Annotated in this window: 26 protein-coding genes; 17 read left to right on the forward strand and 9 right to left on the reverse strand. The window is 67.4% G+C overall.

The features are described 5' to 3' along the window. Positions 1-284: 284 nt before the first annotated feature. The gene (locus JHL17_RS28065) at positions 285-1,688 is read left to right on the forward strand and encodes an FAD-linked oxidase C-terminal domain-containing protein (RefSeq protein WP_200197945.1); all 1,404 of its coding nucleotides are present in this window, start codon (positions 285-287) and stop codon (positions 1,686-1,688) included. A gap of 143 nt (positions 1,689-1,831) precedes the next feature. Here JHL17_RS28065 and JHL17_RS28070 read toward each other — a convergent pair whose 3' ends face one another. Continuing rightward, complete coding sequence (locus JHL17_RS28070; RefSeq protein WP_200197946.1) at positions 1,832-2,311, reverse strand: YaiI/YqxD family protein; 480 nt, start codon at positions 2,309-2,311, stop codon at positions 1,832-1,834. A gap of 174 nt (positions 2,312-2,485) precedes the next feature. Here JHL17_RS28070 and ettA point away from each other — a divergent pair, with 174 nt between their 5' ends. Continuing rightward, the gene (gene ettA, locus JHL17_RS28075) at positions 2,486-4,162 is read left to right on the forward strand and encodes an energy-dependent translational throttle protein EttA (protein ID WP_200197947.1); all 1,677 of its coding nucleotides are present in this window, start codon (positions 2,486-2,488) and stop codon (positions 4,160-4,162) included. Positions 4,163-4,258: 96 nt separating this feature from the next. Here the strand turns inward: ettA and JHL17_RS28080 are convergent, their stop codons facing one another. From JHL17_RS28080 to JHL17_RS28095, 4 genes are all read right to left on the reverse strand, one after another. Next, a complete protein-coding gene (locus JHL17_RS28080) occupies positions 4,259-5,431 on the reverse strand; it encodes a YsnF/AvaK domain-containing protein (RefSeq protein ID WP_200197948.1) in 1,173 nt (390 codons plus the stop codon). Between the two features lie 5 nt (positions 5,432-5,436). After that, complete coding sequence (locus JHL17_RS28085) at positions 5,437-5,877, reverse strand: YsnF/AvaK domain-containing protein (RefSeq protein ID WP_200197949.1); 441 nt, start codon at positions 5,875-5,877, stop codon at positions 5,437-5,439. An 18-nt stretch (positions 5,878-5,895) separates the two neighbouring features. After that, a complete protein-coding gene (locus tag JHL17_RS28090) occupies positions 5,896-6,036 on the reverse strand; it encodes a hypothetical protein (protein ID WP_158282065.1) in 141 nt (46 codons plus the stop codon). Between the two features lie 157 nt (positions 6,037-6,193). After that, positions 6,194-7,693 carry a pentapeptide repeat-containing protein gene (locus tag JHL17_RS28095; RefSeq protein WP_200197950.1) on the reverse strand — a complete coding sequence of 500 codons (1,500 nt, stop codon included), beginning with the start codon at positions 7,691-7,693 and terminating at the stop codon, positions 6,194-6,196. Between the two features lie 158 nt (positions 7,694-7,851). Between JHL17_RS28095 and JHL17_RS28100 the strand changes: the two genes are divergently transcribed. Beyond that, the gene (locus JHL17_RS28100; protein WP_200197951.1) at positions 7,852-9,126 is read left to right on the forward strand and encodes an MFS transporter; all 1,275 of its coding nucleotides are present in this window, start codon (positions 7,852-7,854) and stop codon (positions 9,124-9,126) included. 111 nt (positions 9,127-9,237) lie between these two features. Here the strand turns inward: JHL17_RS28100 and JHL17_RS28105 are convergent, their stop codons facing one another. Both JHL17_RS28105 and JHL17_RS28110 read right to left on the reverse strand, forming a co-directional pair. After that, on the reverse strand, positions 9,238-9,870 hold the full coding sequence (locus JHL17_RS28105; RefSeq protein WP_200197952.1) for an MlaC/ttg2D family ABC transporter substrate-binding protein: 633 nt from the start codon (positions 9,868-9,870) through the stop codon (positions 9,238-9,240). 204 nt (positions 9,871-10,074) lie between these two features. After that, a complete protein-coding gene (locus JHL17_RS28110; protein ID WP_200197953.1) occupies positions 10,075-10,860 on the reverse strand; it encodes an MlaA family lipoprotein in 786 nt (261 codons plus the stop codon). Positions 10,861-11,315: 455 nt separating this feature from the next. Between JHL17_RS28110 and JHL17_RS28115 the strand changes: the two genes are divergently transcribed. The 13 genes from JHL17_RS28115 to JHL17_RS28175 all read left to right on the forward strand — a co-directional run bounded on the left by JHL17_RS28115 (position 11,316) and on the right by JHL17_RS28175 (position 22,042). Next, complete coding sequence (locus tag JHL17_RS28115) at positions 11,316-12,317, forward strand: ArsR/SmtB family transcription factor (protein ID WP_200197954.1); 1,002 nt, start codon at positions 11,316-11,318, stop codon at positions 12,315-12,317. Beyond that, positions 12,314-13,219 (forward strand): methylenetetrahydrofolate reductase [NAD(P)H], encoded by a 906-nt coding sequence (metF, locus tag JHL17_RS28120; protein WP_200197955.1) that lies wholly within the window; start codon positions 12,314-12,316, stop codon positions 13,217-13,219. Before JHL17_RS28115 ends, metF begins: the two co-directional genes overlap by 4 nt. A gap of 77 nt (positions 13,220-13,296) precedes the next feature. Next, positions 13,297-13,770 (forward strand): DUF29 domain-containing protein, encoded by a 474-nt coding sequence (locus JHL17_RS28125; RefSeq protein WP_200197956.1) that lies wholly within the window; start codon positions 13,297-13,299, stop codon positions 13,768-13,770. Positions 13,771-13,774: 4 nt separating this feature from the next. Beyond that, a complete protein-coding gene (locus JHL17_RS28130; protein WP_200197957.1) occupies positions 13,775-14,251 on the forward strand; it encodes a DUF29 domain-containing protein in 477 nt (158 codons plus the stop codon). Positions 14,252-14,255: 4 nt separating this feature from the next. Next, positions 14,256-14,729, forward strand: coding sequence for a DUF29 domain-containing protein (locus tag JHL17_RS28135; RefSeq protein ID WP_200197958.1), 474 nt, complete (start codon positions 14,256-14,258; stop codon positions 14,727-14,729). Positions 14,730-14,780: 51 nt separating this feature from the next. Next, entirely contained in the window at positions 14,781-18,287 is a 3,507-nt protein-coding gene (gene metH / locus JHL17_RS28140; RefSeq protein ID WP_200197959.1) for a methionine synthase, read from the forward strand. Positions 18,288-18,338: 51 nt separating this feature from the next. Then, on the forward strand, positions 18,339-18,671 hold the full coding sequence (locus JHL17_RS28145) for a nucleotidyltransferase domain-containing protein (RefSeq protein WP_200197960.1): 333 nt from the start codon (positions 18,339-18,341) through the stop codon (positions 18,669-18,671). After that, positions 18,661-19,068: a HEPN domain-containing protein gene (locus JHL17_RS28150; protein WP_200197961.1), complete on the forward strand. Its 408-nt coding sequence runs from the start codon at positions 18,661-18,663 to the stop codon at positions 19,066-19,068. The genes JHL17_RS28145 and JHL17_RS28150 overlap by 11 nt, the downstream gene beginning before the upstream one ends. Before the next feature lie 50 nt (positions 19,069-19,118). Continuing rightward, on the forward strand, positions 19,119-19,451 hold the full coding sequence (locus JHL17_RS28155; protein ID WP_200197962.1) for a nucleotidyltransferase domain-containing protein: 333 nt from the start codon (positions 19,119-19,121) through the stop codon (positions 19,449-19,451). Between the two features lie 37 nt (positions 19,452-19,488). Further along, positions 19,489-19,845 (forward strand): HEPN domain-containing protein, encoded by a 357-nt coding sequence (locus JHL17_RS28160; RefSeq protein ID WP_345773893.1) that lies wholly within the window; start codon positions 19,489-19,491, stop codon positions 19,843-19,845. Next, on the forward strand, positions 19,842-20,333 hold the full coding sequence (locus JHL17_RS28165; RefSeq protein ID WP_200197964.1) for a thioesterase family protein: 492 nt from the start codon (positions 19,842-19,844) through the stop codon (positions 20,331-20,333). Before JHL17_RS28160 ends, JHL17_RS28165 begins: the two co-directional genes overlap by 4 nt. Positions 20,334-20,391: 58 nt before the next feature. Beyond that, positions 20,392-20,913 carry a pentapeptide repeat-containing protein gene (locus JHL17_RS28170; protein ID WP_200197965.1) on the forward strand — a complete coding sequence of 174 codons (522 nt, stop codon included), beginning with the start codon at positions 20,392-20,394 and terminating at the stop codon, positions 20,911-20,913. Positions 20,914-21,013: 100 nt separating this feature from the next. Then, positions 21,014-22,042 (forward strand): diguanylate cyclase, encoded by a 1,029-nt coding sequence (locus JHL17_RS28175; RefSeq protein ID WP_200197966.1) that lies wholly within the window; start codon positions 21,014-21,016, stop codon positions 22,040-22,042. A 36-nt stretch (positions 22,043-22,078) separates the two neighbouring features. Here JHL17_RS28175 and JHL17_RS28180 read toward each other — a convergent pair whose 3' ends face one another. Together JHL17_RS28180 and JHL17_RS28185 are read right to left on the reverse strand one after the other, a co-directional pair. Further along, entirely contained in the window at positions 22,079-23,158 is a 1,080-nt protein-coding gene (locus JHL17_RS28180) for an NAD(P)H-dependent flavin oxidoreductase (RefSeq protein ID WP_200197967.1), read from the reverse strand. 158 nt (positions 23,159-23,316) lie between these two features. Further along, complete coding sequence (locus tag JHL17_RS28185) at positions 23,317-23,496, reverse strand: hypothetical protein (protein ID WP_200197968.1); 180 nt, start codon at positions 23,494-23,496, stop codon at positions 23,317-23,319. Between the two features lie 162 nt (positions 23,497-23,658). Here JHL17_RS28185 and JHL17_RS28190 point away from each other — a divergent pair, with 162 nt between their 5' ends. Beyond that, positions 23,659-24,393: a Crp/Fnr family transcriptional regulator gene (locus JHL17_RS28190; protein WP_247893869.1), complete on the forward strand. Its 735-nt coding sequence runs from the start codon at positions 23,659-23,661 to the stop codon at positions 24,391-24,393. Positions 24,394-24,452: the final 59 nt, after the last annotated feature.

Below are 24,452 nucleotides of genomic sequence, written 5' to 3' on the forward strand. Positions count from 1 at the left end.
GAGCAACCGCCGTGCCAGATGGTCAGTTCAGCGGATTTTCTTGATTTTCAACGGTTCTGGACGATGCGGCAGGGTGGGGCGATGCAACAGGTGTTGCACGGACTGTTGCGCCGGCGGTGCAACAGGTGTGGCGGCCCGGGTGGGAGATTGGCCCCCCTTGCGGCGCCCCGGCATTCCACCCCTGCGCATCGCCCGTCTTGCCAAGCGTTCGCTCGCCGCTTTAGCCTGTTTGGTCATACGAATGAACCATCCCAATGAATCTTCGACCGGGGAGGACAACACCCATGACCGTCATCGCCACCACCCAGCCGCGCGCGGCCCTGACCGAGGAGGCCCGGGCCGAGCTGTCGGCTCTGCTGGGCGACCGGTTCACCACCTCCCTGCCGGTGCGCGAGCATCATGGCAAGGACGAGTCCTATCATCCGACTTTCCCGCCGGACGGCGTCGCCTTCGCCAATTCGACCGAAGAGGTCAGCGCGATCGTCAAGATCTGCGCCAGATACAAGCTGCCGATCATCCCCTTCGGCACCGGGACCTCGCTGGAGGGCGGCATCGCGGCGCTGGCCGGCGGCATCACCATCGACCTGTTGGGCATGCAGCAGATCCTGCGCGTCAGCCCGGAGGACCTCGACGTGACGGTCCAGGCCGGCGTGACCCGCAAGCAGCTGAACGAGCATCTGCGCGATACCGGCCTGTTCTTCCCCATCGATCCCGGCGCCAACGCCTCGCTCGGCGGCATGTCGGCGACCCGGGCCAGCGGTACCAACGCCGTGCGCTACGGCACCATGCGCGAGAATGTCCTGGGTCTGACCGTGGTGCTGGCCGATGGCCGCGTCATCAAGACCGGCGGCCGGGCGCGCAAGTCGGCGGCCGGCTATGACCTGACCCGACTGTTCGTCGGCTCCGAAGGCACGCTCGGCATCATCACCGAGGTGACGCTGAAGCTCTATGGCATCCCGGAAGCCATCTCCTCCGCCGTCTGCGCCTTCCCGACCATCAAGGGCGCCGTCGACACCGTGATCCAGACCATCCAGGTCGGCGTGCCGGTCGCCCGCATCGAGCTGCTGGACGAGGTGCAGATCGACGCCGTCAACAAATACTCCAAGCTCGACTACGCCGTCGCCCCGACCCTGTTCTTCGAGTTCCACGGCACCGAGGCCGGAGTGAAGGAGCAGGCCGAGATGGTGGCCGCCATCGCCGCCGAACATGGCGGGATGGAGTTCGCCTGGGCCACCCGGCCGGAGGACCGCTCGAAGCTGTGGCAGGCCCGGCACGACGCCTATTACGCCGCACTCGCCCTGCGCCCGGGGTCGAAGGGTTGGCCGACCGACGTCTGCGTGCCGATCTCGCGGCTGGCCGACTGCATCCTGGAGACCAAGCAGGATCTGGCGGAGTCCGACATGCTGGCCCCGATGGTCGGCCATGTCGGCGATGGCAACTTCCACCTCGTCTATGTCCTCGACCCCGAGAATCCGGCCGAGCTGGCCGAGGCCCAGCGCCTCGCCGACAAGATGGTCAACCGCGCGCTGGCGATGGGCGGCACCTGCACCGGCGAGCACGGCATCGGCTACGGCAAGATGGCGTTCCTGGAGCAGGAGGCCGGCGAAGCATTCGCCGTCATGGGCGATTTGAAGCGGGCTTTCGATCCGGACAACCTGCTGAATCCGGGCAAGGTGGTGCGGGTGTAAAAGGCTGCGGCCCCCTCCCTAACCCTCCCCCGCTGACGCGGGAGAGGGAACGGCCGCTGTTCCTTTGCAAAGCCGCCGCAAAGTTCCTATCCCCTCCCCCGCGAAGCGGGGGAGGAGTGGGGAGGGGGCCCCGCCGCCGCTCCTTACCGGAATTTCGGTCGCCGCCCCGCCTTCAGCGCCTGCACCGCCTGATCCAGCGTCTGCAGGAACTGCGACTTGTCGCGCTGGCTCATCGGGGCGTTGCCGCCGCCGACCACGCCCATGTCGCGCAGATCCTGCATCAGGGCGCGGGTCGCCAACGCCGTGCCGACGCTGTCCGGCGTGAAGGGGCGTCCGGTCGGGCCGATCACCACCGCGTTCCGCTTCACGCAGCGGTCGGCCAGCTGGATGTCGGCGGTCACGACGATGTCGGTCGGGCAGGCCCGCTCGGCGATCCAGTCGTCGGCGGCATCGAAGCCGTCGCTGACCACCACCAGCTCCGCCGCGCACTCCGTCGGCAGGCGCAGCGGCGCGTTGGCGACCACCCATACCTTGCAGCCGGTGCGGCCGGCGACCTTGTAGATCTCGGCCTTGACCGGGCAGGCGTCGGCATCGACGTAGATTTCGACCTTGGGGCTGACCAATCCTTTTCCTCCACCATTTCCTGCCGATTCCGCCCGATCCCGGCGAGTCGGCTCAACAAGGTTTCATGCACGGCCCTTATGCGCTAAAACCGGACCCTAGCGACAGGGTGCCGTAGAACCGCAAGGAGGGGGCGGCGCCAATTCCCACATCTTTTCAAAAGGTCGGAGCGGCGCATGGCGTCCTACCAGTATGTCTATGTCATGAAGGGCCTGACCAAGGTCTATCCTGGCGGCAAGAAGGTTCTCGACAACGTCTGGCTCTCGTTCCTGCCGGGTGTGAAGATCGGCGTGCTCGGCGTCAACGGTTCCGGCAAGTCGACCCTGATGAAGATCATGGCCGGGCTGGACAAGGATTATTCGGGCGAGGCCTGGTCGGCGGAAGGCGCCAAGGTCGGCTACCTGCCGCAGGAGCCGCAGCTCGACCCGACCAAGAACGTCCATGAGAACGTCATGGAGGCGCTGAAGGAAACCAAGGCGCTGCTCGACCGCTTCAACGAAGTGTCGAACCTGATGGCGGATCCGGACGCCGATTTCGACGCGCTGCTGACCGAACAGGGCGAGCTGCAGGAGAAGATCGACGCCGCCGACGCCTGGGACATCGACCGCACGGTCGAGATCGCCATGGACGCGCTGCGCTGCCCGCCGGGCGATGCCGACGTGAGCAAGCTGTCGGGCGGCGAGAAGCGCCGCATCGCGCTGTGCAAGCTGCTGCTCGAGAAGCCCGACCTGCTGCTGCTCGACGAACCGACCAACCATCTCGACGCCGAATCGGTCGCTTGGCTGCAGAAGCACCTGGAGGACTACAAGGGCACCGTCGTGCTGGTCACCCACGACCGCTACTTCCTCGACAGCGTCACCGGCTGGATCCTCGAACTCGACCGCGGGTCGGGGATTCCGTGGGAAGGCAACTACTCGTCCTGGCTGGAGCAGAAGCAGAAGCGTCTGGAGCAGGAAGGCCGCCAGGAGGAATCGCGCCAGAAGCAGCTGGCCACCGAACTGGAGTGGATCCGGCAAAGCCCGCGCGCCCGTCAGGCCAAGAGCAAGGCCCGTATCACCGCCTACGAGACCTTGCTGGCCGAAAGCGGCAAGGAACAGTCCGGCGAGACCCGGATCGTCATCCCGGTGCCGCCGCGTCTCGGCAACGTCGTCATCGAGGCGGAGAGCATCGCCAAGGGCTTCGGCGACCGCCTGCTGATCGACGGCCTGTCCTTCCGCTTGCCGCCGGGCGGCATCGTCGGCGTCATCGGCCCGAACGGCGCCGGCAAGACCACGCTGTTCCGCATGATCACCGGGCAGGACGGGCCGGACGCCGGCACCTTCCGCGTCGGCGACACGGTGAAGCTCGGCTATGTCGACCAGAGCCGCGACAGCCTCGACGCCAAGAAGACGGTGTGGGAGGAGATCTCCGACGGGCTGGACCTGGTGGAGCTGGGCAAGAAGACCATGCCCAGCCGCGCCTACGTCTCCAGCTTCAACTTCCGCGGCCCCGACCAGCAGAAGAAGGTCGGTCAGCTGTCGGGCGGTGAGCGCAACCGCGTCCACCTCGCCAAGATGCTGAAGTCCGGCGCCAACGTCCTGCTGCTCGACGAACCGACCAACGACCTGGACGTCGATACCCTGCGGGCGCTGGAAGACGCGCTGCAGAGCTTCGCCGGCTGCGCCGTGGTCATCAGCCACGATCGCTGGTTCCTCGACCGCATCGCCACCCACATCCTGGCCTTCGAGGGCGAAAGCCACGTCGAATGGTTCGAAGGCAACTTCCAGGATTACGAGGCCGACAAGAAGCGCCGCCTGGGCGCCGACGCCGACCAGCCGCACCGCATCAAGTACAAGCCGCTGGTCCGCAGCTGATCCCGGCTGCTGCTGATCCTGTAGGCTGAACGGAAAAGGCCGCCCCTTCCGGTTGGAAGAGGCGGCCTTTTCCATGCTGGCGAACGGTCGGCCCGGTTAGCGGGTGACGTCGTCCGACCGGTCGGTGCGGCGGTCGCGCAGGTTTTCGTCCCGCGTGTCCTCGATCTCCACCTCGGTGCGGCGGACGGTGTCGCGGACGCTCTGGGCACGCTCCTCGACATCCTTGCGGACCACCACCGTCTCGCGGACATGGGCGGTCTTGCTGATCACCGCTTCCTCGTCGGTCTCCGTCACTTCGATGGTACGCTCGCGGAAGGCATCGGCCGGCACCTCGGCGCTGCCCTCCAGACCGTTTGAGGCCAAGCCGCCCGGGCGGCGTTCGACGGTGACGGTCTCGTCGCGCAGGCGGACCTGCTCCTCGACCGGCGTCTCGACGACATAGCTGCGGACGCGGACGCCGCCGCGCTCGACGCTGCGCTTGCCGACGGTGACCTGCTCCTCGACGAGCGGGATTTGCTCTTCCCGTTCGGCGGTGCCGGTGCGGGTGGTGCGGGTGCTGTCGGCGTTGACGTCGCGCATGGCCGCCGCAGCACCGGTCAGCCCCGCGCTGGCGGTGCCGGTGCTCGTGGCGCTGACGCCCGTATCGATGGGAGTGCGGCCGGGCGAGTAGCGCAGCCGCTCCTCATCCGCGGACTGGTCGTCGTAATAGTCGGCGGTCTCGTCGTAACCGGCCCAGCCGGAGCTGCGATAGGCGCTGCCGCGTTCCTCGACATCCACCACATTGCCGCGCTCCAGGACCTCCATGGCGCGGTCGACGTCCTCCTCGTCCAGCCGGAGCTTCAGCAGCGACCCGCCGCGGCGGACACCTTCGGCATAGACCTGCGCGTCCTGGTTCGGGATGCCCCAGCCGGCGAGCCGCGTCAGCATGCCACCGGAATTGGTGCCGGTCGCCGTGGTGCCGCCCAGCCCCGTGCCGGTCTCCAGTCCGGCGCCGCTGCCCGGCACCGTGTTGGGCGAGGCGACATAGCCGGTGGACAGGTCTGTCCGGGCCATGCCGCTCGCTGCCCCGATGGAGCTGTCGCCGGTGAGTGTCCCGGGGGCCACGGTGGTGGTGTCGGTGATGCCGCTGCCGCTCCAGCCACGGCCCGACAGGTCGCCGTGCGACAGGATTTCGATGGCGCTGGACTCGAAGCCGGCAGCCTGCAGGTCGCGGGACGCGGTTTCGGCTTCGGATCGGTGGTCGTAGAGGGCAACGATGGTCTTGGTCATCGGCTTTACTCCTCGGACGTCATCTGTTTTGGGGATCGGACGGCGGCAGGCGGGATGCTGACCCGCTCCACCACGGCGTCTTCGGAACGAAGGGTGACGGGCTGCTCGACCTCGACGGTCCGCCGGTTCTTGCGGATGTGCAGCTCTTCGCGGAGCACCAGACGGCGCTCCACAACCAGCACCTCCTCGACCAGCGGGATCACCGTGACGTCGCCTTCCTGGCGGATGCCGGGATGGGCGTCGATCTCGCGGTCGATGGGGACGCGGGTAACCGTGGCCTCTTCATGCTCCAGCGCTTCGCGGACCATCTCCTCGCGTTCGGAAACACGGGTGGTGACACGGACGCGGCTTCGTTCCACCCGTTGCTTGCCGACGGTCACCGACTCGTCGTGCAGGGGGATGACCGCATCACCGTCTTCAAGGGGTGGTCCGTTGTCGGCCGTCATGGCAGCGGGCGCCGCGGATCAGCGGAACAGGAGGTAAAGGACGATCGCGACCACGATCAGGCCGATGATGATCCACATCCAGTTCATGCCCGAACTGCCGGCTCCGCCGTCGGAGCCGTCATACACACCAACCTTCCTGGGCTTCTGTTCGTCTGCCATGGGAGCCTCCATTCGGGGATCGACCGGCGGGTTGTGCCCCCATCCGGCGTGCTTCCTTCAAACAGAGGGTCCTTTGGATCGTTCCGTCCAATCGTTTCGAGGATTCAACGATGCTATGGAATCGAACGGTTTGCCGGATTGTCCGATGGCGGGCTGCTCAGCCCGCCATCTTCTGGTGTTCCAGGAAGGCCGTCTTCAGCAGGGCCTTGAGGTCGTCGCCATACTGGTGGAAGCGGACGGACAGCTGGCCGCGCTCCTCGTCGCGATGCAGGACGACGAGGTTGGCGATGGCGGCGACGTCCTGCCGGTCGGTCAGGACGACGCGGGCCCGGAAGGTCTGTCCCCGCTGATAGGGCTGGTCGACCGCCAGCAGGCATAATCCGCCCACCGACCAATTGCGGGCGGGAAAGCTGCCATGGTCGGTGTGGACGATCATGCCGGGCCGGACGAAGCGCTTCTGCCGCCGCCGCTCCTCCGGCGGGGGCGCGGGGACGGGGCTGGACGCGACGGAAAGGTCGATGCCCGACCGATCGGTCAGCGTGTCGGTGAACACCGCCCCGCGCACCAAAGCCTGCCCCATGACGGCCCCGCGCAGATCGGCGTCGGAGAAGTCGGCTCCCTCGAAATTGGCCGGCCAGTCGCGACCGCCGGCCAGCGCCACCGGGCCGGCGTCCAATCCGTTCATCAGCGCATGCGCCAGATAGGCGCGTCGCAGTGTCGCCCCGCGCAGCACGGCGTCGCGCAGATCGGCCTCGTCGAGGTCGATGTAGGACAGCTCCGCCATCTCCAGGCTGGCCTTGGTCAGGCGGGCGCCCGGCAGGCGGCAGCGGCGCAGCCGGGCCGCCGCCAGCGTCCGGCCATGCAGGTCCGCCCCCGCCACCGATACGAGGTCGAGGTCGAGCCGTGCCCCTTCCGCCCCGCCGCTGTCGACCCAGCGCTCGTGGCGCTCCACCAAGTCCAGGAACTCGGCGACCGGCATCGCCGTGTAGTTGGGCCGGACGATGGCGTCGGGGGGCAGGGCGAAGGGGATGAAGGTGCGGGTCAGGGTGGCGTGGTCCATCACCGTGTTGCCGAACACCGCCCCGTCCAGGTTGGCGCCGCAGAAATCGGTGCCCATCAGCACGGCCGAGGTCAGTTCCGCCCCGGTCAGGTCGGCATCGTTCAGGTCGGCGCCGGTCAGGTCGCAGCCGGCGAAGTTGGCGCCGGCCAGGATGGACCGCTCCATCTTCGCTTCCGTCAGCCGGGTGGTGCCGGTGCCGCGGGTTGCCTTCTGGCCTGGCGACTCCTGACCGCCGTCCATCAATTCGCCGGCGCGGAAGTCGGCGCCACGCAGGTTGGCATCGGTCAGCAGCGCCCGGTGCAGGTTGGCGCCGCGCAGGTCGGCGCCGGTGAGCACGGCACCAGTCAGGTTGACCGCCTCCATGTCGGCGCCGAACAGGTCGGCCTGCGACAGGTCGGCCTTGACCATGCGGGTGTTGCCGAGATTGGCTCCGGCCAGCTTGGCACCGGCCAGAGACACGCGTTCCAGATTCAGCCGAGACAGGTCGCGGAAGCTGAGATCGGCCCGCCGGCCGCTGGAGGGCCGTTTCAGCCACGCCTGATGCGCCTGGATGATCGTCCGGAGTTCGTCGATCTCTTTCGGATCGCGTTCGGCCATGGCGTCGGGTTCCCGGATCCACCGTGCAACGAAAGACAGCGCTGTCGGCGCAACGATAGCTCCTTCGGCTGGTGGCGTCACGGATTCTGAAAGTTCTGGACCAAATCGGCCCGATGGCCGTTCTGTTGCCGCGGCCTTCCTTGAGCAGGATTTCTCTCATGACCACCGACGCGGCGGGGCCGAACCGTTCCCTCGATCTGCTCAATTTCTTTCTGGCCGATGTCCGCGACGGTCTGGGGCCTTATCTGGCGATATACCTGCTTTCCGTTCAGCATTGGAACGAGGCGGATATCGGGCTGGTCATGACGCTGGCGGGGCTGGCCGGACTCGCGGCCCAGATCCCGGCCGGCGCGCTGGTGGACGGCACGCGCTACAAGCGCACGGTCGTCGTCGTCGCGGCGCTTCTGGTCACCGCCGGGTCGCTGTCGCTGCCCTGGCTGAACGACTTCACCATCGTCGCAATCCTGCAATCGGCGGTCGGCGCCGCCGGGGCGGTCTTTCCCCCGGCCATCGCGGCGATCACGCTCGGCATGCTGGGTCCGCGCGCCTTCGTCCGCCGGATCGGGCGCAACGAATCCTTCAACCATGCCGGCAATGCCGTGGCGGCCACGCTCGCCGGGTTGGCGGCCTACGCCTTCGGGCCGGTGGCGGCGTTCTGGTTGATGACCGCGATGGCTCTGTGCAGCATCGCCGCGACCGCCGGCATTCCCGCCAACGCCATCGACCATGCCGTCGCCCGCGGCCTGCACGCCACCAGCCGTACTGCCGACCGCGAGGCGCCGTCCGGCCTGCGCGTCATCCTGAGCTGCCGCCCGTTGCTGGTGTTCGGTGGCTGTGCCGCCCTGTTCCACTTCGCGAATGCCGCCATGCTGCCGCTGGTCGGCCAGAAGCTGGCGATGAAGGATCCGGCATTGGGCACCAGCCTGATGTCCTTCTGCATCGTCGCAGCCCAGCTGGTCATGGTGCCGATGGCGATGCTGGTGGGCGCCAGGGCGGACCGCTGGGGGCGCAAGCCGCTGCTGCTGGCGGCCTTCCTGGTGTTGCCGCTGCGCGGCTTTCTCTACACCCTGTCCGACAATTCGGCTTGGCTGGTCGGCGTCCAGCTGCTGGACGGGGTGGGAGCGGGGCTGTTCGGTGCCCTGTTCCCGCTGGTGGTCGCCGATCTGACCGAGGGCACCGGACGCTTCAACGTCAGCCAGGGCGCCATCGCCACCCTCCAGGGGCTCGGTGCGTCGCTCAGCACCGCCGCCGCCGGACAGATGGTGGTGCGGGAGGGATATGACGCCGCCTTTCTGATGCTGGCCGGGGCCGCCGGGGTGGCCCTGCTGCTTGCCGCCCTGCTCCTGCCGGAAACCCGCGGCGCCACCGCGGCGGAGGCCGGCGAGGGCGAGTCGAGGGCGGAGGGCGTCGCGAAGGCTCCCTCCGAGGCCTGAATGCGGCAAGCCTGAGACCCGCAGGCAGACGGGAACCCAAGGCCTGAAACGGCGAAGCCCGGCTCCCTGACGGGGCCGGGCTTCGTGGAAGGTTTGGACTGCCGCGGACGGTCAGCCTGCGCGGCTGCCGACCTTCTGGCGCAGGGCCTGGATCAGCCCGTCGATGCGGCCGCTATTCTGCTCGATCACCGACGCGAATTCCTGCCGCTGGGTCACGCCCATGCTGACATTCTCGACCACCACGTCGATGATCTTGTAATCGGCGCCGTTCTTGCGGACGCGCCAGCTGACGTTCACCGGCGGACCATTCGGGCGGACGATCTGCGTCGTCACCATGCTATCCGATTCGCCGGCCGGGGCCATGCCGGTGATCTTGAAGGTCTCGCCGGAATATTCGACGAAACGCTCGGCATAGGTGTTGACGATCAGCTGTTCGAACAGCTTCTGGTACTCGGCCCGCTGCGCCTCGTTGGCGCTGTTCCAGTAGCGGCCCAGGACCCAGCGCCCGATGTACGGCACGTCGAAGCCGGCGTACAGCAGCGTGCGGAAGCGCTGGATCGCCTGGTCGCGCGACAGGCTCTTGTCCGAGAAGGTTGCGATGGCGTCGTTCCCCAGTTTCTGGATGAACGCGCTTGCCCCCTGGTCCGCGCTCTGCGCGGCGGCGGGGGAGATGAGAGAGTGCCCGGCCCAACCGCTCACCGCGAGCAGGGCAGCGGACGCGACAAACTGGCGGCGTGTCAGCATGATAGGGCGAAAAGTGGCTTTTGCGGGAGCTTTGTCAACGGTCATCTGGCCTTTGCTCAGCGCCCGGGCGCATTTGGAGGAGGCTTTCGGCTCGATCCATCCCCTTGGCGCCACCCGACGTTTGCAGAGCGGTCGCCGCACCCGTCCGGAGAGGAGGCGTGCGGCGACCGCGATGCGTGGGTTCGGCGGGGCGCCGGGGAAGCGTCAGGGCTTCGGCGGGGTGGTGAAGTCGGGGAAGTCCGGTGTCGTACCCGCCTTGTTGTTGGCGATCGCCGCCCGGCGCTGCTGCTGGTACAGGCTGCGCACGGTGGCGTAGAAGTCCAGCGAGTTGCGGCGCAGGTCGTCGACCTCCTTCAGCACCTCCGACCGGCGGTCGACCGCGCTGACGATGCCGCGCGTCATGTAGGCGCCCTTGTGGTCGTTGGCGTAGGCCCAGATGCGAACCGGGTCGCCGACGGTGTCGACGGCATAGCCGGCGGTGTCGCGCAGGTTCGACGGACCCAGCAGCGGCAGGACCAGGTACGGGCCGTCGCCGATGCCCCACACCGCCAGCGTCTGGCCGAAGTCTTCCGGCGCCTGCGGGATGCCCGCCTGGGTGGCGACGTCGGCGATGCCGCCAACGCCCAGGATGGTGTTGGTCAGGAAGCGGCCGGTGGCGTTCGACGCCCCTTCCACATTGCCCTGCAGCAGGTTGTTGGCGATGTAGAGCGGCGCCATCAGGTTGTCGATGAAGTTGTGGACCGCGTCGCGCACCGGGTCGGGCACGACGCCCACATAGATTTCGGCCGCCGGACGGATCACCAGGACGTCCGCCGCCTCGTTGGCGGCGAAGACGAAGCGGTTGGGGATTTCCAGCGGATCGCTGACCTGATAGGCCGCATCCGCAGCACCTGAGTCGCCCGGATTGGTCGCGCAGGCCGTGGCCGTCAGGGCGAAAGCCATGACGGTGGCCGTACGGAGGAGGGAGCGGGAAAGGCTGGCCAGCTTCATGTGCGACGGCTCTTTATCTGTGGGCTCGACTCGGTGCGGGTCGCCGCATGTCCTGTCCACAACCGAAGATCCCGGTGGCGGGAGTCCTCAACCCTGGCAAGGTGACCACGCGGTCGGGAGGAAGATTGGGCGAGATATCGCAGAATTTCCACCGTTTCCTGACCTAACACAGGCTTTGCCTTTTGACCAGCATGTGCGGGGATGAGGTCCAGAAGGGCTTGGGGAATGTGTCGGCTTTGCCGCAGATGCGGCGAAGAGCCTGCGTGCCGCCGGTTTCCATCGTGAACCGATGCCTTCCGGATGACCGGGCGCGGCTCGGTCGCGCGCATCTTCCGCACCAGCCGCGAAAAGCGGTTTACGACGCATAAAGATATCTTTATATCTGTATTCGGCCCGGCCGGGCATGATGCACCGGCCGGCAGGCCGCTTCCCTGGCCCGAATCGGACGTGAGGCGATGGACGATCTGCTGGCGACGTTGAAGGCGGCGGCCGAGACCACGCGGTTGAGGTTGCTCGCGCTGTGCGCGCACGGCGAGTTGACGGTGACGGAACTGACCCAGATCCTGGGGCAGAGCCAGCCGCGCGTCTCCCGCCACCTGAAGCTTCTGTGCGACGCCGGGCTGCTCGACCGCTTTCGCGAGGGGACCTTCGCCTTCTACCGTCTCGCCGAGAAGGGCCAGTCGGCCGAGCTGGCGCGCGTCCTGGTCGATGCCATTCCCGACGAAGATCCGACCCTGACACTGGATTTGGAACGGTTGGAGGCGATCAAACGCTCCCGGTCCGAGACCGCTGCCGCTTATTTCCGTGAGAATGCGGGGCGCTGGCACGAAATCCGCTCCCTTCACGTTGCGGAAGGCGAGGTCGAGGCCGCTCTGCTGCGCCTGGTCCCGAAAGAGGGGGTCGAGGAGCTGCTGGATATCGGCACCGGCACCGGACGGATGCTGGAGGTGCTGGCCGGGCGCGTCCACCGCGCGATCGGGGTAGACCAGTCGCGCGAGATGCTGGCCGTCGCCCGCAATCGGCTGGAGGAAGCGGGCCTGCGCCATTGCCATGTCCGCCAGGCCGACATGTACCAGCTGCCGTTCCCCTCCGGCTCCTTCGACGCCGCGGTGATCCACCAGGTGCTGCACTACACCGAATCGCCGGCCGGGGTCCTGGCCGAGGCGGCGCGGGTCCTGCGCCCGGGCGGCCTGCTGCTGGTCGTCGATTTCGCCCCCCATCACCTGGAAGCCCTGCGCGAGGAACACGCGCACCGCCGCCTGGGCTTCGCCGACGCCGAGGTTGCCGGCTGGTTCCGGCAGTCGGGGCTGGACTGCGGCCCGGTGGTGCATCTGCCGGGCGATCCCCTTACCGTTTCCATCTGGCCGGCCACCCGCCTTGCTACCGGCCTGCAAGCGGGTTTCCCGCAAACCGAATCCCCGAAGCCCGCCCACTCGCTCAGCGGAGTCCCGTCATGACCGCGCCCACCACTGCGCTGCCGTCCATCAGCTTCGAGTTCTTCCCGCCCAAGTCGGAGAAGATGGAGCAGAGCCTGTGGCAGTCGATCCGGCGGCTGGCCCCGCTGTCGCCCGGCTTCGTCTCGGTGACCTACGGCGCCGGCGGCTCGACCCGCGAACGCACCCATGCCACCGTCTGCCGCATCCAGGCGGAGACCGGCATCCCGGCCGCTGCCCATTTCACCTGCGTCGGCGCCACCCGGGAGGAGATCGACGGCATCGCCCGCACCTATTGGGATGCCGGCATCCGTCATCTGGTGGCGCTGCGCGGCGACCCGCCGGAGACCGCGGGCGGCGTCGGCGGGCGGTACGAGCCGTTCCCCGGCGGCTACGCCTATGCCGCCGATCTGGTGGCGGGGATGAAGCGCATCGCCGATTTCGAGATCTCGGTCGCGGCCTATCCGGAAGCCCATCCGGAAGCGCCGAGCGCGCAGTTCGACCTGGACAACCTGAAGCGCAAGGTCGATGCCGGCGCCACCCGCGCCATCACCCAGTTCTTCTTCGACAACGACGCCTATTACCGCTTCCTCGACCGTTGCGCCACGGCCGGCATCCATGTGCCGATCGTTCCCGGCATCCTGCCGATCACCAACTTCGCCCGTGCGGTGGAGTTCGCCGGCAAATGCGGGGCGTCGATGCCGACGAGGCTGGCCGAGACCTTCGAGGGGCTGGACGACGACCCGGAGACCCGCCAGCTCGTCGCCGCGACGGTGGCGGCCGAGCAGTGCCAGGCCTTGCAGGCGCAGGGGGTGAACGACTTCCATTTCTACACGCTGAACCGCTCGGACCTGACCATCGCCATCTGCCGCATGCTGGGCGTCAAGGCAAAGGCGGCTCCGGTCGCCGCGCCGGTGGCGGGGTAGGGCGCGTCCGCTGCCCTGTTGTGCTATGCTGGGACGGCGGAACTGGGCAGCTGAATGGGGCGCGGGAGGGCGATGCCATGGACAGCCGGATCGGATACGACGCGGACTTCTACGCCTGGACCCAGGAACAGGCACGATTGCTGCGCGAGGCGGCGACCGAACGCTCCAACTCGCCCATCGATTGGAAGCACATCGCCGAGGAACTCGACATCATGGGCGGGCAGGTCAAGGACGCGATCCGCAGCCATCTGGCCACAGTGATCGAGCATCTTCTGAAACTCGAACAGTCGCCCGATCCCCATCCGCGCCGGAAATGGCGGATCTCCGTGACCAAGGCCCGCCGCCATCTGCAGGACAAGCTGGAAGACCATCCGAGCCTGCAACGCTGGCCTGCCGAGATCCTGGGAAAGGCGTGGCTGGACGGCCGCGACGACGCCTGCCAGGACGACAGCATTGCCATCGACGCACTGCCGAAGGATTGCCCCTACGCCCTGGAGGATCTGCGCGATCCCGACTGGTGGCCGCGGAACCGCCATGGGCTGGAGGACTGACGCCATGGACAGCCGGATCGGCTACGACACCGACTTCCTCGCCTGGACCGAGGAGCAGGCCCGTCTGCTTCGTGAGGCGGCGCGCGAGCGCATCAACACGCCCATCGACTGGGAGAATGTCGCGGAGGAGATCGAAAGCATGGGCCGGTCCGAATTGCGCGCGGTCGAAAGCGCGCTGGTCCGTGTGATCGAACATCTGCTGAAACTGGAATACTCCCCGGCCGCCGATCCGCGCGGCAACTGGCGCCGCACCGTCCGCGAGCAGCGCGACCAGGCGACTGACGGTCTGGAGGACAGCCCCAGCCTGCGTGGCAAGATCGATCTTGCCAAGGCTTACCGGCGGGGCCGCGACTATGCGACAGAAGGGCTGGAGCAGGACAGGCTGGCCGCCGATCTGCTGCCGGAGGTGTGCCCCTATATGCTGGACCAGTTGCTGGACGCCGCTTGGTGGCCGGTGAACCGCCACGGGCTGGAGGGCTGAGCCGATGGACAGCCGGATCGGATACGATACTGACTTCCTCGCCTGGACCGAGGAGCAGGCCCGCCTGCTTCGCGAGGCGTCGCGCGAGCGCATCAACACGCCCATCGACTGGGAGAATGTCGCGGAGGAGATCGAGAGCATGGGGCGGTCCGAATTGCGCGCGGTCGAAAGCGCGCTGGTCCGTGTGATCGAGCATCTGCTGAAACTGGAACACTCTCCCGCTGACGAACCGCGCGCCGCCTGGAAGGTTTCTGTCCTCGAACACCGCGACCGCGTTGCCCGCGACTTGTCGGCCAGTCCCAGCCTACGCGGACGGATCGACACCGCCGACATCTACAAGTCCGGTCGTAAGATCGCCGCTCTCGGTCTGGAGCGTGATGGCATGCGACTGAACGACCTTCCGGCGGCTTGTCCCTATTTGCTGGACAAGCTTCTCGACGAGGACTGGTGGCCTACCAACCGCCACGGCCTGACCTGACCCTGCCTTTTCTGCCCCGAACCCGCCAAATAACGGACAAGACGCATTCCCATGGCCCACATCCTCGACACCCTGCGTGACCGTGTTCTGCTTTGCGACGGCGGGTTCGGCAGCCGCATCCAGGCGCTCGACCTCGACGTCGAGAAGGATTACTGGGGGCACGAGAACTGCACCGACATCCTGCCGCTGTCGCGCCCGGACATCGTCCGCGACATCCACCGCGGCTATTTCGAAGCCGGCGCCGACATGGTGGAGACCGACACCTTCGGCGCCTCGCCGGTGACGCTGGGCGAGTTCGGCATCTCCGAGAAGGCCTTCGAGATCAACCAGCGCGCAGTCGAACTGGCGCGCGAGGCGGCGGAAAGCTTCAAGGACGGCCAGCCGCGCTTCGTCATCGGCTCGATCGGGCCGGGCACCAAGCTGCCCAGCCTGGGCCACATCGCCTATCAGCCGGCCGAGGACAGCTTCTATGTCCAGGCCGCCGGCCTGATCGCCGGCGGGGCCGACGCCATCCTGGTGGAGACCTGCCAGGACCCGTTGCAGATCAAGGCCGCCGTCAACGGCATCAAGCGCGCCCGCCTTGAGGCCAACAGCGACACCCCCGTTTTCGTCCAGGTGACGGTGGAGACCACCGGCACGCTGCTGGTCGGCACCGACATCGCCGCCGCCGCCACCGTCATCCAGGCGCTCGACGTGCCGCTGATGGGCCTGAACTGCGCCACCGGCCCGCTGGAGATGAGCGAGCATGTGCGCTGGCTGTCGCAGAACTGGCCGGGCCTGATCTCGGTCCAGCCCAATGCCGGCCTGCCGGAACTGGTCGACGGCAAGACGCACTACCCCTTGCTGGCCAACGACTTCGCCCACTGGCTGGAGCGCTTCGTCGGCGAGGACGGAGTCAACCTGGTCGGCGGCTGCTGCGGCACCAACGTCCCGCACATCGCGGCGGCCAACCAGATGCTGCGCAAGCTGGCCCCGGCCGGCTCGCATCGCCCGGCGCCGAAGGGCCGCACCGTCCATTGGGTGCCGGCGGTGGCCTCGCTCTACTCCCAGGTCACGCTGCGCCAGGAGAACGCCTTCTTCGCCATCGGCGAGCGCTGCAACGCCAACGGCTCCAAGAAGTGGCGCGAGCTGCAGGAGAAGAACGACTGGGACGGCTGCGTCGAGATGGCGCGCGAGCAGGTCAAGGAGGGCAGCCACTCGCTCGACGTCTGCACCGCCTTCGTCGGCCGTGACGAGGTGGCGGAGATGAACGCGGTGATGTCGCGCTTCGTCGGCTCCGTCACCGCGCCGCTGGTGGTCGATTCCACCGAATACGGCGTGCTTGAGCAGGCGCTGGCGCTGTATGGCGGCAAGGCGATCCTGAACTCGATCAACTTCGAGGATGGCGAGGAGCCGGCGCGCAAGCGTCTGGCGCTGGCCAAGAAGTTCGGCGCCGCCGTCATCGCGCTGACCATCGACGAAGAGGGCATGGCAAAGACGCCCGACCGTAAGCTGGCCATCGCCAAGCGGCTCTACGATCTGGCGGTGAACGAGTACGGCCTCGCCCCGTCCGACCTGCTGTTCGACCCGCTGACCTTCACCATCGCCACCGGCAACGAGGACGACCGCAAGCTCGCCATCTGGACGCTGGAGGGCATCGAGGCGATCGCCCGCGAGATGCCCGGTTGCCAGATCATCCTGGGCCTGTCCAACGTCTCCTTCGGCCTGAACGCCGCGGCGCGCCATGTGCTGAACTCGGTCTTCCTCGACCATGCGGTCAAGAAGGGCATGACCGGGGCCATCGTCCACGTCTCCAAGATCCTGCCGCTGCACCAGATCCCGGAGAACGAGGTCAAGACCGCCGAGGACCTGATCTTCGACCGCCGCGCGCCCGATAATGGAGATGGCGGCTATGACCCGCTGCACGCTTTCATCGCCCTGTTCGAAGGCCGCAAGGCGGCGGACGCCAAGAAGAAGGCGCGGGCCGAAACCGTCGAGGAACGGCTGAAGGAGCGCATCGTCGACGGCGACCGCACCGGCCTGGAGGACGATCTCGCCGAGGCGATGAAGACCCATCCGCCGCTGGAGATCATCAACACCTATCTGCTCGACGGCATGAAGGTGGTCGGCGAACTGTTCGGCGCCGGCAAGATGCAGCTTCCCTTCGTTCTCCAGTCGGCGGAGACGATGAAGGCCGCCGTTGCGTGGCTGGAGCCGCACATGGAGAAGGTGGAGGGCCAGCAGAAGGGCACGCTGGTACTCGCCACCGTCAAGGGCGACGTCCACGACATCGGCAAGAACCTCGTCGACATCATCCTGACCAACAACGGCTACAAGGTGGTCAATCTCGGCATCAAGCAGCCGGTCACCGCCATCATCCAGGCCGCCAAGGAGCACAAGGCGACCGCCATCGGCATGTCCGGCCTGCTGGTGAAGTCCACCGTGGTGATGCGCGAGAACCTGGAGGAGATGACCCGCGAGGGGCTGGAGGTCCCGGTTCTGCTCGGCGGCGCCGCGCTGACCCGCGCCTATGTCGAGGGCGACTGCGTGGCGTCCTACGGCTCCGGCCGTGTCGCCTATGCCGGCGACGCCTTCGACGGGCTGACCCTGATGGACAAGGTGGTGGAAGGCAGCTTCGACCAGCAGCTCGCCATCCAGCAGGCCAAGCGCGCCGGCAAGGCGACCAACCGCCGACGCGTGCTGGGGCAGGCGACCAGCGCCGCCACCGGCCCGGTCGACAAGGACGCCGTCCGTGCCCGCCGCCACAGGCTGGCCGAGGGCGTTCCGGTGCCGACCCCGCCCTTCTGGGGGCCGAAGCTGATCGACCATGTGCCGCTGAAGACGCTGGTCACCTATCTGAACGAGCGCATGCTCTACCAGCTGCAATGGGGCTACCGGAAGGACGGCAAGTCCTTCGAGGAGTTCAAGGAGTGGGCGAAGAAGGAGCTGCGGCCGGTGCTCGACCGCATCCTCCAGATCGCGGCGAAGGAGGAAATCCTGCGCCCGACCGCCGTCTACGGCTATTGGAAGGCGGCGGCCGACGGCAACGACGTCATCCTGTTCGAGGAGGACGGCACCACCGAGGCCGCCCGTTTCTCGCTGCCGCGCCAGGGCAGGCAAGATGGCGAGTGCATCGCCGATTTCCTGCGCGACGTGACCGATCCGGAGCGGGACGTGCTCGGCCTCCAGGTCGTCACCATGGGCCAGCATTGCGCCGAGGTGGCGCGGGCCTGGTTCGCCGAGAACCGCTACCAGGACTATCTCTACCTGCATGGCCTGTCGGTGGAGATGACCGAGGCGATGGCGGAATATGTCCATGCCCGCATCCGGGCGGAACTGGGCTACGGCTCGGAAGACAGCCGCGACAAGGAGAAGCTGTTGCAGCAGTCCTACCGCGGCAGCCGCTACAGCTTCGGCTATCCGGCCTGCCCGAACCTGAAGGACCAGGAACAGCTGCTGAAGCTGCTGGACGCCGGCCGTATCGGCATCGAGATGTCGGACGAGGACCAGCTCCATCCGGAGCAGAGCACGTCGGCCATCGTCCTGCACCACCCGCGGGCCAAGTACTTCTCGGTGTGACCGGATCCTCCGCCGCCCGTTCCGTGTTAGGATGGGCGGCGGAGGATGTCCATGGGCGCTATCGACACGGAACACGACGAGAAGCTGCAACTCCTGCTGGACCGGATCGTCCCGGCCCTGGAACCGGAAGCCGTCTATCTGTTCGGCAGCCGGGCGCGCGGCGACTTCGACGAGGACAGCGACTACGACCTGCTGGTGATCGTGCCGGACGATGCGCCGAAGGAAAGACGGTCGATCCGTTATGCCTATGAGGCGAACAGCGGAACCGGCATTCCGGCGGATGTGCTTCCCTGCTCCCGCACCAGTTTCGAGCGCTACAAGGATTCGGTGGGGACGCTCTGCTACGAGGCCAACCACAACGGTGTGCGCGTCTATGGACATTGACGTCGTCCGTTCCTGGATGGCTGTCGCCGACCGTGACCTCGCCATGGTCCGCAAGGCCATCGCCGGACCTGATCCGGAACCGGCCGGAGCCGCCTTCCATTGTCAGCAGGCGGCGGAAAAGCTGATCAAGGCAGTTCTGGTCGCCGCAGGCATCAACCCGCCGCGCAGCCACGACCTGCGGAGCCTGATCGAACGCCTGCCGGCCGACCATGGGCTGCGCGAGGCGTTGCTGCCGCTTCAGCGCTTCACGGAGTTCGCCGTCGCCTATCGCTATCCCACCGCACAGCTTTTCGACGATCCCCCCGACGACCCGACGGCCGAGGAAGTCGGCGGCTGGCTGACGGAGATCGAGGCGGTGCGCGAAGCGGTCCGTTCATTCCTTGGTCCGTCGCGGTGACCTGCGGACAGTCATGCCTTGCGTGTTAGAATGGTCGGCGGAGGATACCCATGGGTACGATCGACACGGCGCATGACGAGAAGCTGCAAATCCTGCTGGACCGGATCGTTCCGGCCCTGGAGCCGGAAGCCGTCTATCTGTTCGGCAGCCGGGCGCGCGGCGACTTCGATGAGGACAGCGACTACGATCTGCTGGTGATCGTGCCGGACGACGCGCCGAAGGAGCGGCGGTCGATCCATTATGCCTATGCGTCCAAGATCGGCACCGGCATTCCCGCCGACATCATTCCTTGTACGCGCACCAATTACGAAGCGTCCAAGGACGTCGTGGGCACCTTGAGTTACGAGGTCAAGCGCCGGGGGCTCAGGGTTTATGGAGCGTAGGGAGGTCCAGGGATGGCTGGTTGTTGTGGAGCGCGACGTGAAGGCGATCCGCAACAACCTCTATGGTCCCGAACCGGAGCCAAATATGGCGGCCTATCATTGCCAGCAGGCGGTCGAGAAACTCGCCAAGACCCTGCTTGTGGCGGCCGGCACGATGCCGCCCAAGTCCCACGACATCGATAGTCTGGTTGCCCGGTTTCCAACCGGGCATCCGATGGCGCTGCGCATCGCCGCGTTGGCTCATCTCACCGCATTCATCATTGCGCCGCGTTATCCGGGAGCCGGTATCTTCGACGACCCTCTGCCCGACCTGCCGGTTTCGGAGGTCGCCGGCTGGCTGGTGGAGATCGAGACGCTCCGCAATGACATCATCCATTTTCTCGGGATCCCATGACCCTCACCGTCCCCCTCGACCTCCACCGCGAGACCGTCCGCCCGGAGTGGATCGACTACAACGGGCACATGAACGTCGCCTACTACCTGCTGGCCTTCGACCATGCGACCGATGCCGTGCTGGACCGCTTCGGGATTGGCAAGGCCTATGTGGCGGCGGAGAACCGCTCGCTCTTCGTCGTCGATGCCCACCTGACCTATGTCCGCGAGGTGACGGAGGGAACGCCGCTGCGCTTTGACTCCCTGCTGCTCGGGACGGATGCCAAGCGGTTGCACCTCTTCCACGCCATGCGGCATGCGGAGGAAGGCTGGCTGGCGGCGACGGCGGAGGTCATGCTGCTGCATGTCGACCTCGGCACCCGCAAGACCTGCCCCTTCCCGCCGGCCGTCGCGGCGGCGCTGGCCGGGCAGGTGTCGGCCCATGCCGCCGGACCCTGGCCGCCGCAGGCCGGACGGGCGGTTGCCCGGCTGGACAAGCCCGTCCGGTGACGGAAGGCCGCGGGGGCGGGAGGTTGAGTTCGCGGGCGATGCCCCCATCTATCGTGGCATGAGACAAGCCCTTGTTCCGACGCTACGCTCCAGCCTTTTCGCCGCCGCCGCGATCCTGACCGTCCTTGCCACCGGGCAGGCGCTGGCCGACTGCACCGAGGCGGCGCAGCCGAAAGTCAACTGGCGGCGCTGCTCGCTGGAGGGGCAGATGCTGACCGGCGTCGATCTCAGCGGGGCGATGCTGCGCGACGCGACCTTTCAGCGCGCCACGCTCGGACAGGCCAAGCTGACCGATGCCGACGGCTACCGCTCCAAATTCATCAGTGCCACCGCCCCCGGTGCGGTCTTCGACGGGGCAAGGTTGATCGAGGCGGATTTTACCCGCGCCGACCTGACCGGCGCCAGTTTCCGCGAGGCCGACCTGCGCAACGCCAAGATGGTGGGGGCGTCGCTGGCGCGGGCCGACCTGACCGGAGCGAAGCTGTCCGGCACCGATCTCCGCCATGCCGACCTTTCCGGGGCGCGATGGACCGACGGGACTCACATCTGTGCGGAAAGTTCGGTCGGCCAATGCAACTAATCCGATTGCAACATCTCGCTGCACTGCCAAAAACCTTCTTGCCGTAAGGGCTTGCGCCGCGTACCGTTCGAAACCTAACTATTTTGGACGGACGGCGGTCGTGGCAGCTGCGGAGGATTTCGAGCGTTCCAGCGGTCTGGCTGCGCAGGCGATGGAGCGGATGCTGTCCGAACGGCTGCCGCCTTCTCCGGAGAACTTCACGCTCTGGTACGTCTATTTCAGCGGCAACAACCCCGACCTGACCCGCGCCATCGATCTGGCGCGGCGCGACGGGCTGACCGCATCGCAAACCCTCTGCGAAGAACTTTATAAGCGCTTCTTCACCATGGATGCCGAAGCGCAGGCGATCCGCGAGACCTCCGACAAGGCGCGTTACGCGCTGGGCCGCATCCTGGAACAACTCGGCAATGTCGGGTCGGAGACGGAGCGCTACGGCAATGCGCTGTCCGGCTTCCGGGAGGAGCTGGACCAGCCGCTCAGCCTGCCCGAACTGCGTGCCATGATCGCCGCCATCGCCGCGGAGACCAGGGAGATCGTCGGCCGCCAGACCGCGCTGCAGCTGCAGCTTCAGGAATCGAGCCAGCAGCTGGCGGAGATGCGGGTCAGCCTGGACAGCGCGCGGCGCGAGGCGCTGACCGACGGCCTGACCGGCATCGGCAACCGCAAGGCCTTCGACCTGATGCTGCAGAAGGCGATGGAGGCGTCGGCGCGCGACGAGCAGCCCTTGTCGCTGATGATGGTCGACATCGACCATTTCAAGGCCTTCAACGACACCCACGGCCATCTGGTCGGCGACCATGTGCTGAAGCTGGTCGCCCGCATGCTGACCGAATGCATCAAGGGCCGCGACACCGCCGCCCGCTATGGCGGGGAGGAGTTCGCGATCATCCTGCCGCGCACCAGCCTGGAAAACGCCGCCAAGCTGGCGGAGCAGGTTCGCACCTTCGTCGGCGCCCGCCAGATCGTCAACAAGGCGCGCAACGCCAATTACGGCACCGTCGCCCTGTCGGTCGGCGTCGCCCAATTCCGCCCCGGCGAACAGGCGATGACGCTGGTCCGCCGCGCCGACCAGGCGCTTTACGCCGCCAAGCGGGGCGGTCGCAACCGCGTGGCGGTCGAGGCCGCCTGACCGGCCATCCCAACTGACCGCCGATTCCGCCCGGGTTCAACCGGCCAGCGCCCGCCGCACCGCCTCGGTGCCGCGAAGCAACTCAGCAACAAGGTCTCCGGCCGGGCGCCGCCGCGCCAGCCGCAGCCCCTGGCCGGCCCACAGCGACAGGAATTCCGCCCGGCCGTCCTTGGCGGCGGCGGTGCGCAGCGGCCGGGTCAGCGTGTTCTGCAGGGGGAAAGGCAGCACGGCCTCGGGCGCTTGGCGATCCTCCACCACCTCCATGAAGCGGTTGGCGATGCCGCGGGCGGGCCGGCCGGAGAAGGCGCGGGTCACGCGGGTCTGGTCCTCGCGCGCCGACAGAATGGCCTGCTTGTGGGCTTCCGGCGGGCCGGCCTCCTCGCAGGTCAGGAAGGCGGTGCCCATCTGCACCGCGGCAGCACCCAGCGCCAACGCCGCGGCGATGCCGCGCCCGTCCATGATGCCGCCCGACGCGATCACCGGCACGCCCACCGCATCGGCCACCTGCGGCACCAGCGCCATGGTGCCCACGAGGTTGGCGGCCGGATCGCCGATGAAGCTGCCGCGATGACCGCCGGCCTCGCTGCCCTGGGCGATCACCGCATCGACGCCGGCCTGTTCCAGCGCCACCGCCTCGGCCACCGTGGTCGCCGTGCCCAGCACCCGCAGGCCGCGCGCCTTGGCCGCGGCGACGCTGTCGGCCGGCGGCAGCCCGAAGGTGACGCTGTAGAAGGCGGCCCCGCTGTCCAGCAGCGCTGCGACCTGTCGGTCGAAGCCGTCGCCGGCATAAGAAGGCTCCTTCGGTGCCGGCAATCCGAGTTCGGCGTGGAAGCCCGCCACGCGGGCCAGCGCCTCGGCCATCATCGGCGCGGGTCCGGGTGCCGGCGTCGGCGCGAACAGGTTGATGCCGAAGGGCAGGGCGGTGCGCCCACGGATGTCGCGAGCCCGTTCGGCGATCTGCTCCGCGGTCAGATAGGCGGCGCCGACGAAGCCCAGCCCGCCGGCCTCGTTGACCGCCGCCACCAGGGCCGCCGTATCGCTTCCCCCCGCCATCGGTGCCTGGATCACCGGCGACCGCAGCCCGAGCCGTTCAAGGGAGTCCGTGTAAGAGGGCATCTCCGCCTCCGTCGCTTCGACAACGGAGGCGATGCTACGCCCCGGCGTTCATCACGACCAACGACTTGTTCTGAAGGGGGCGTTCACTTCGGGTGATGGGATGTCTTCGTGCTTCGATGTCGATGGCGGCGCGTCCGACCTCGGTCGGGTGCTCCCGCTCACTCCTTCCCGCCTCTGGTCTTGCGCGATTTGGCGGTGGTGGAACTCCAGGCGTTGGCCGGCGTGGGCCTGCGTTTGGAGTCTAGGCGGATACGGCAGGCTTCTTCGACGACCTCCCGCGAACGTTTCATCAGGTCATGATGCCGGCGCTTGAGCTGCTCGTACTCTCTTTCGTCCATCGTCGAATCCATGATCCAGCCAATTGTTCATGACCACAAGATAGAGGGACCGCCGAGCACGGGTCTGTACGGTATCAGCCATAAGACAAATCCGTGCCGTCCACGGAGATCGATCTGTTGGAAGGAGGATCGATTGCATGCCGTTCAGCCGGAGGCATCGCCTTGGAGAGTCGCAACCACATCCTCCGCAGCCTCTCGTCGTCCGAGGAAGCCCTGGTCCGACCTCATCTGGATGCCGTTTCCCTGCCGCAAAAGATGACGCTGTTCCGGCCGGACGAGGATATCGCCCATGTGTATTTCATCGAGCAGGGATGTGCGTCCTTGCTCAACATCCTGCCCGACGGCGACACCGTGGAGGTCGGCACGGTCGGCAACGAAGGGCTGGTCGGCACCCCGGTCCTGCTGGAGGCGGACCGGATGCCGTGCCAGTGCGACATCCAGATTCCCGGCAACGGCTGGCGGATGTCTGCTGCGCCGCTGAGGGCCGCCATGCACCGGAGCCAGACGCTACGCAGCAAGCTGCTGCGCTTCACCCAGGCGCATTTCAGTCAAGTCGCCCAGTCGGCTGCCTGCAATCGCCTCCACACCATCGAGGAGCGCTGTGCCCGCTGGCTGCTGATGTGCAGGGACCGGGTCGGTGACGAATTTCCGCTGACCCAGGAGTATCTGGCCGTCATGCTCGGCGTCCGGCGGGCCGGCGTGACCGTCACGGCGAGACTGCTGCAGAGCGCCGGCCTGATCACCTACAGCCGCGGGCACATCAGGATCCTGGATCCGGCCGGGTTGGAGGAGGTCGCGTGCGACTGCTATCGGATCACGCGCGATGAGTTCCGTCGCCTCATCCCCGGTGGAGAGGGATACCCGGCGCTCGGCGGGAAGCCGGGTTCGTCCGGGTGAGCGTTCCGCTTGGCCAGCTCACCCCCCCCCTCTCTGTCCTTCGCTGCCCCAACCGCCGA

This window comes from Azospirillum endophyticum (assembly GCF_016595245.1).
GTDB classification, from domain to species: Bacteria; Pseudomonadota; Alphaproteobacteria; order Azospirillales; family Azospirillaceae; genus Azospirillum; species Azospirillum endophyticum.

Excerpts from the sequence above, each read along its gene's own strand:
- JHL17_RS28065 (WP_200197945.1), top strand. The coding sequence starts at position 285 with ATGACCGTCATCGCCACCACCCAGCCGCGCGCGGCCCTGACCGAGGAG.
- ettA (WP_200197947.1), top strand. The coding sequence starts at position 2,486 with ATGGCGTCCTACCAGTATGTCTATGTCATGAAGGGCCTGACCAAGGTC.
- JHL17_RS28080 (WP_200197948.1), bottom strand. The coding sequence starts at position 5,431 with ATGACCAAGACCATCGTTGCCCTCTACGACCACCGATCCGAAGCCGAA.
- JHL17_RS28085 (WP_200197949.1), bottom strand. The coding sequence starts at position 5,877 with ATGACGGCCGACAACGGACCACCCCTTGAAGACGGTGATGCGGTCATC.
- JHL17_RS28090 (WP_158282065.1), bottom strand. The coding sequence starts at position 6,036 with ATGGCAGACGAACAGAAGCCCAGGAAGGTTGGTGTGTATGACGGCTCC.
- JHL17_RS28095 (WP_200197950.1), bottom strand. The coding sequence starts at position 7,693 with ATGGCCGAACGCGATCCGAAAGAGATCGACGAACTCCGGACGATCATC.
- JHL17_RS28100 (WP_200197951.1), top strand. The coding sequence starts at position 7,852 with ATGACCACCGACGCGGCGGGGCCGAACCGTTCCCTCGATCTGCTCAAT.
- JHL17_RS28105 (WP_200197952.1), bottom strand. The coding sequence starts at position 9,870 with ATGCTGACACGCCGCCAGTTTGTCGCGTCCGCTGCCCTGCTCGCGGTG.
- JHL17_RS28110 (WP_200197953.1), bottom strand. The coding sequence starts at position 10,860 with ATGAAGCTGGCCAGCCTTTCCCGCTCCCTCCTCCGTACGGCCACCGTC.
- JHL17_RS28115 (WP_200197954.1), top strand. The coding sequence starts at position 11,316 with ATGGACGATCTGCTGGCGACGTTGAAGGCGGCGGCCGAGACCACGCGG.
- metF (WP_200197955.1), top strand. The coding sequence starts at position 12,314 with ATGACCGCGCCCACCACTGCGCTGCCGTCCATCAGCTTCGAGTTCTTC.
- JHL17_RS28125 (WP_200197956.1), top strand. The coding sequence starts at position 13,297 with ATGGACAGCCGGATCGGATACGACGCGGACTTCTACGCCTGGACCCAG.
- JHL17_RS28130 (WP_200197957.1), top strand. The coding sequence starts at position 13,775 with ATGGACAGCCGGATCGGCTACGACACCGACTTCCTCGCCTGGACCGAG.
- JHL17_RS28135 (WP_200197958.1), top strand. The coding sequence starts at position 14,256 with ATGGACAGCCGGATCGGATACGATACTGACTTCCTCGCCTGGACCGAG.
- metH (WP_200197959.1), top strand. The coding sequence starts at position 14,781 with ATGGCCCACATCCTCGACACCCTGCGTGACCGTGTTCTGCTTTGCGAC.
- JHL17_RS28145 (WP_200197960.1), top strand. The coding sequence starts at position 18,339 with ATGGGCGCTATCGACACGGAACACGACGAGAAGCTGCAACTCCTGCTG.
- JHL17_RS28150 (WP_200197961.1), top strand. The coding sequence starts at position 18,661 with ATGGACATTGACGTCGTCCGTTCCTGGATGGCTGTCGCCGACCGTGAC.
- JHL17_RS28155 (WP_200197962.1), top strand. The coding sequence starts at position 19,119 with ATGGGTACGATCGACACGGCGCATGACGAGAAGCTGCAAATCCTGCTG.
- JHL17_RS28165 (WP_200197964.1), top strand. The coding sequence starts at position 19,842 with ATGACCCTCACCGTCCCCCTCGACCTCCACCGCGAGACCGTCCGCCCG.
- JHL17_RS28170 (WP_200197965.1), top strand. The coding sequence starts at position 20,392 with ATGAGACAAGCCCTTGTTCCGACGCTACGCTCCAGCCTTTTCGCCGCC.
- JHL17_RS28180 (WP_200197967.1), bottom strand. The coding sequence starts at position 23,158 with ATGCCCTCTTACACGGACTCCCTTGAACGGCTCGGGCTGCGGTCGCCG.
- JHL17_RS28185 (WP_200197968.1), bottom strand. The coding sequence starts at position 23,496 with ATGGACGAAAGAGAGTACGAGCAGCTCAAGCGCCGGCATCATGACCTG.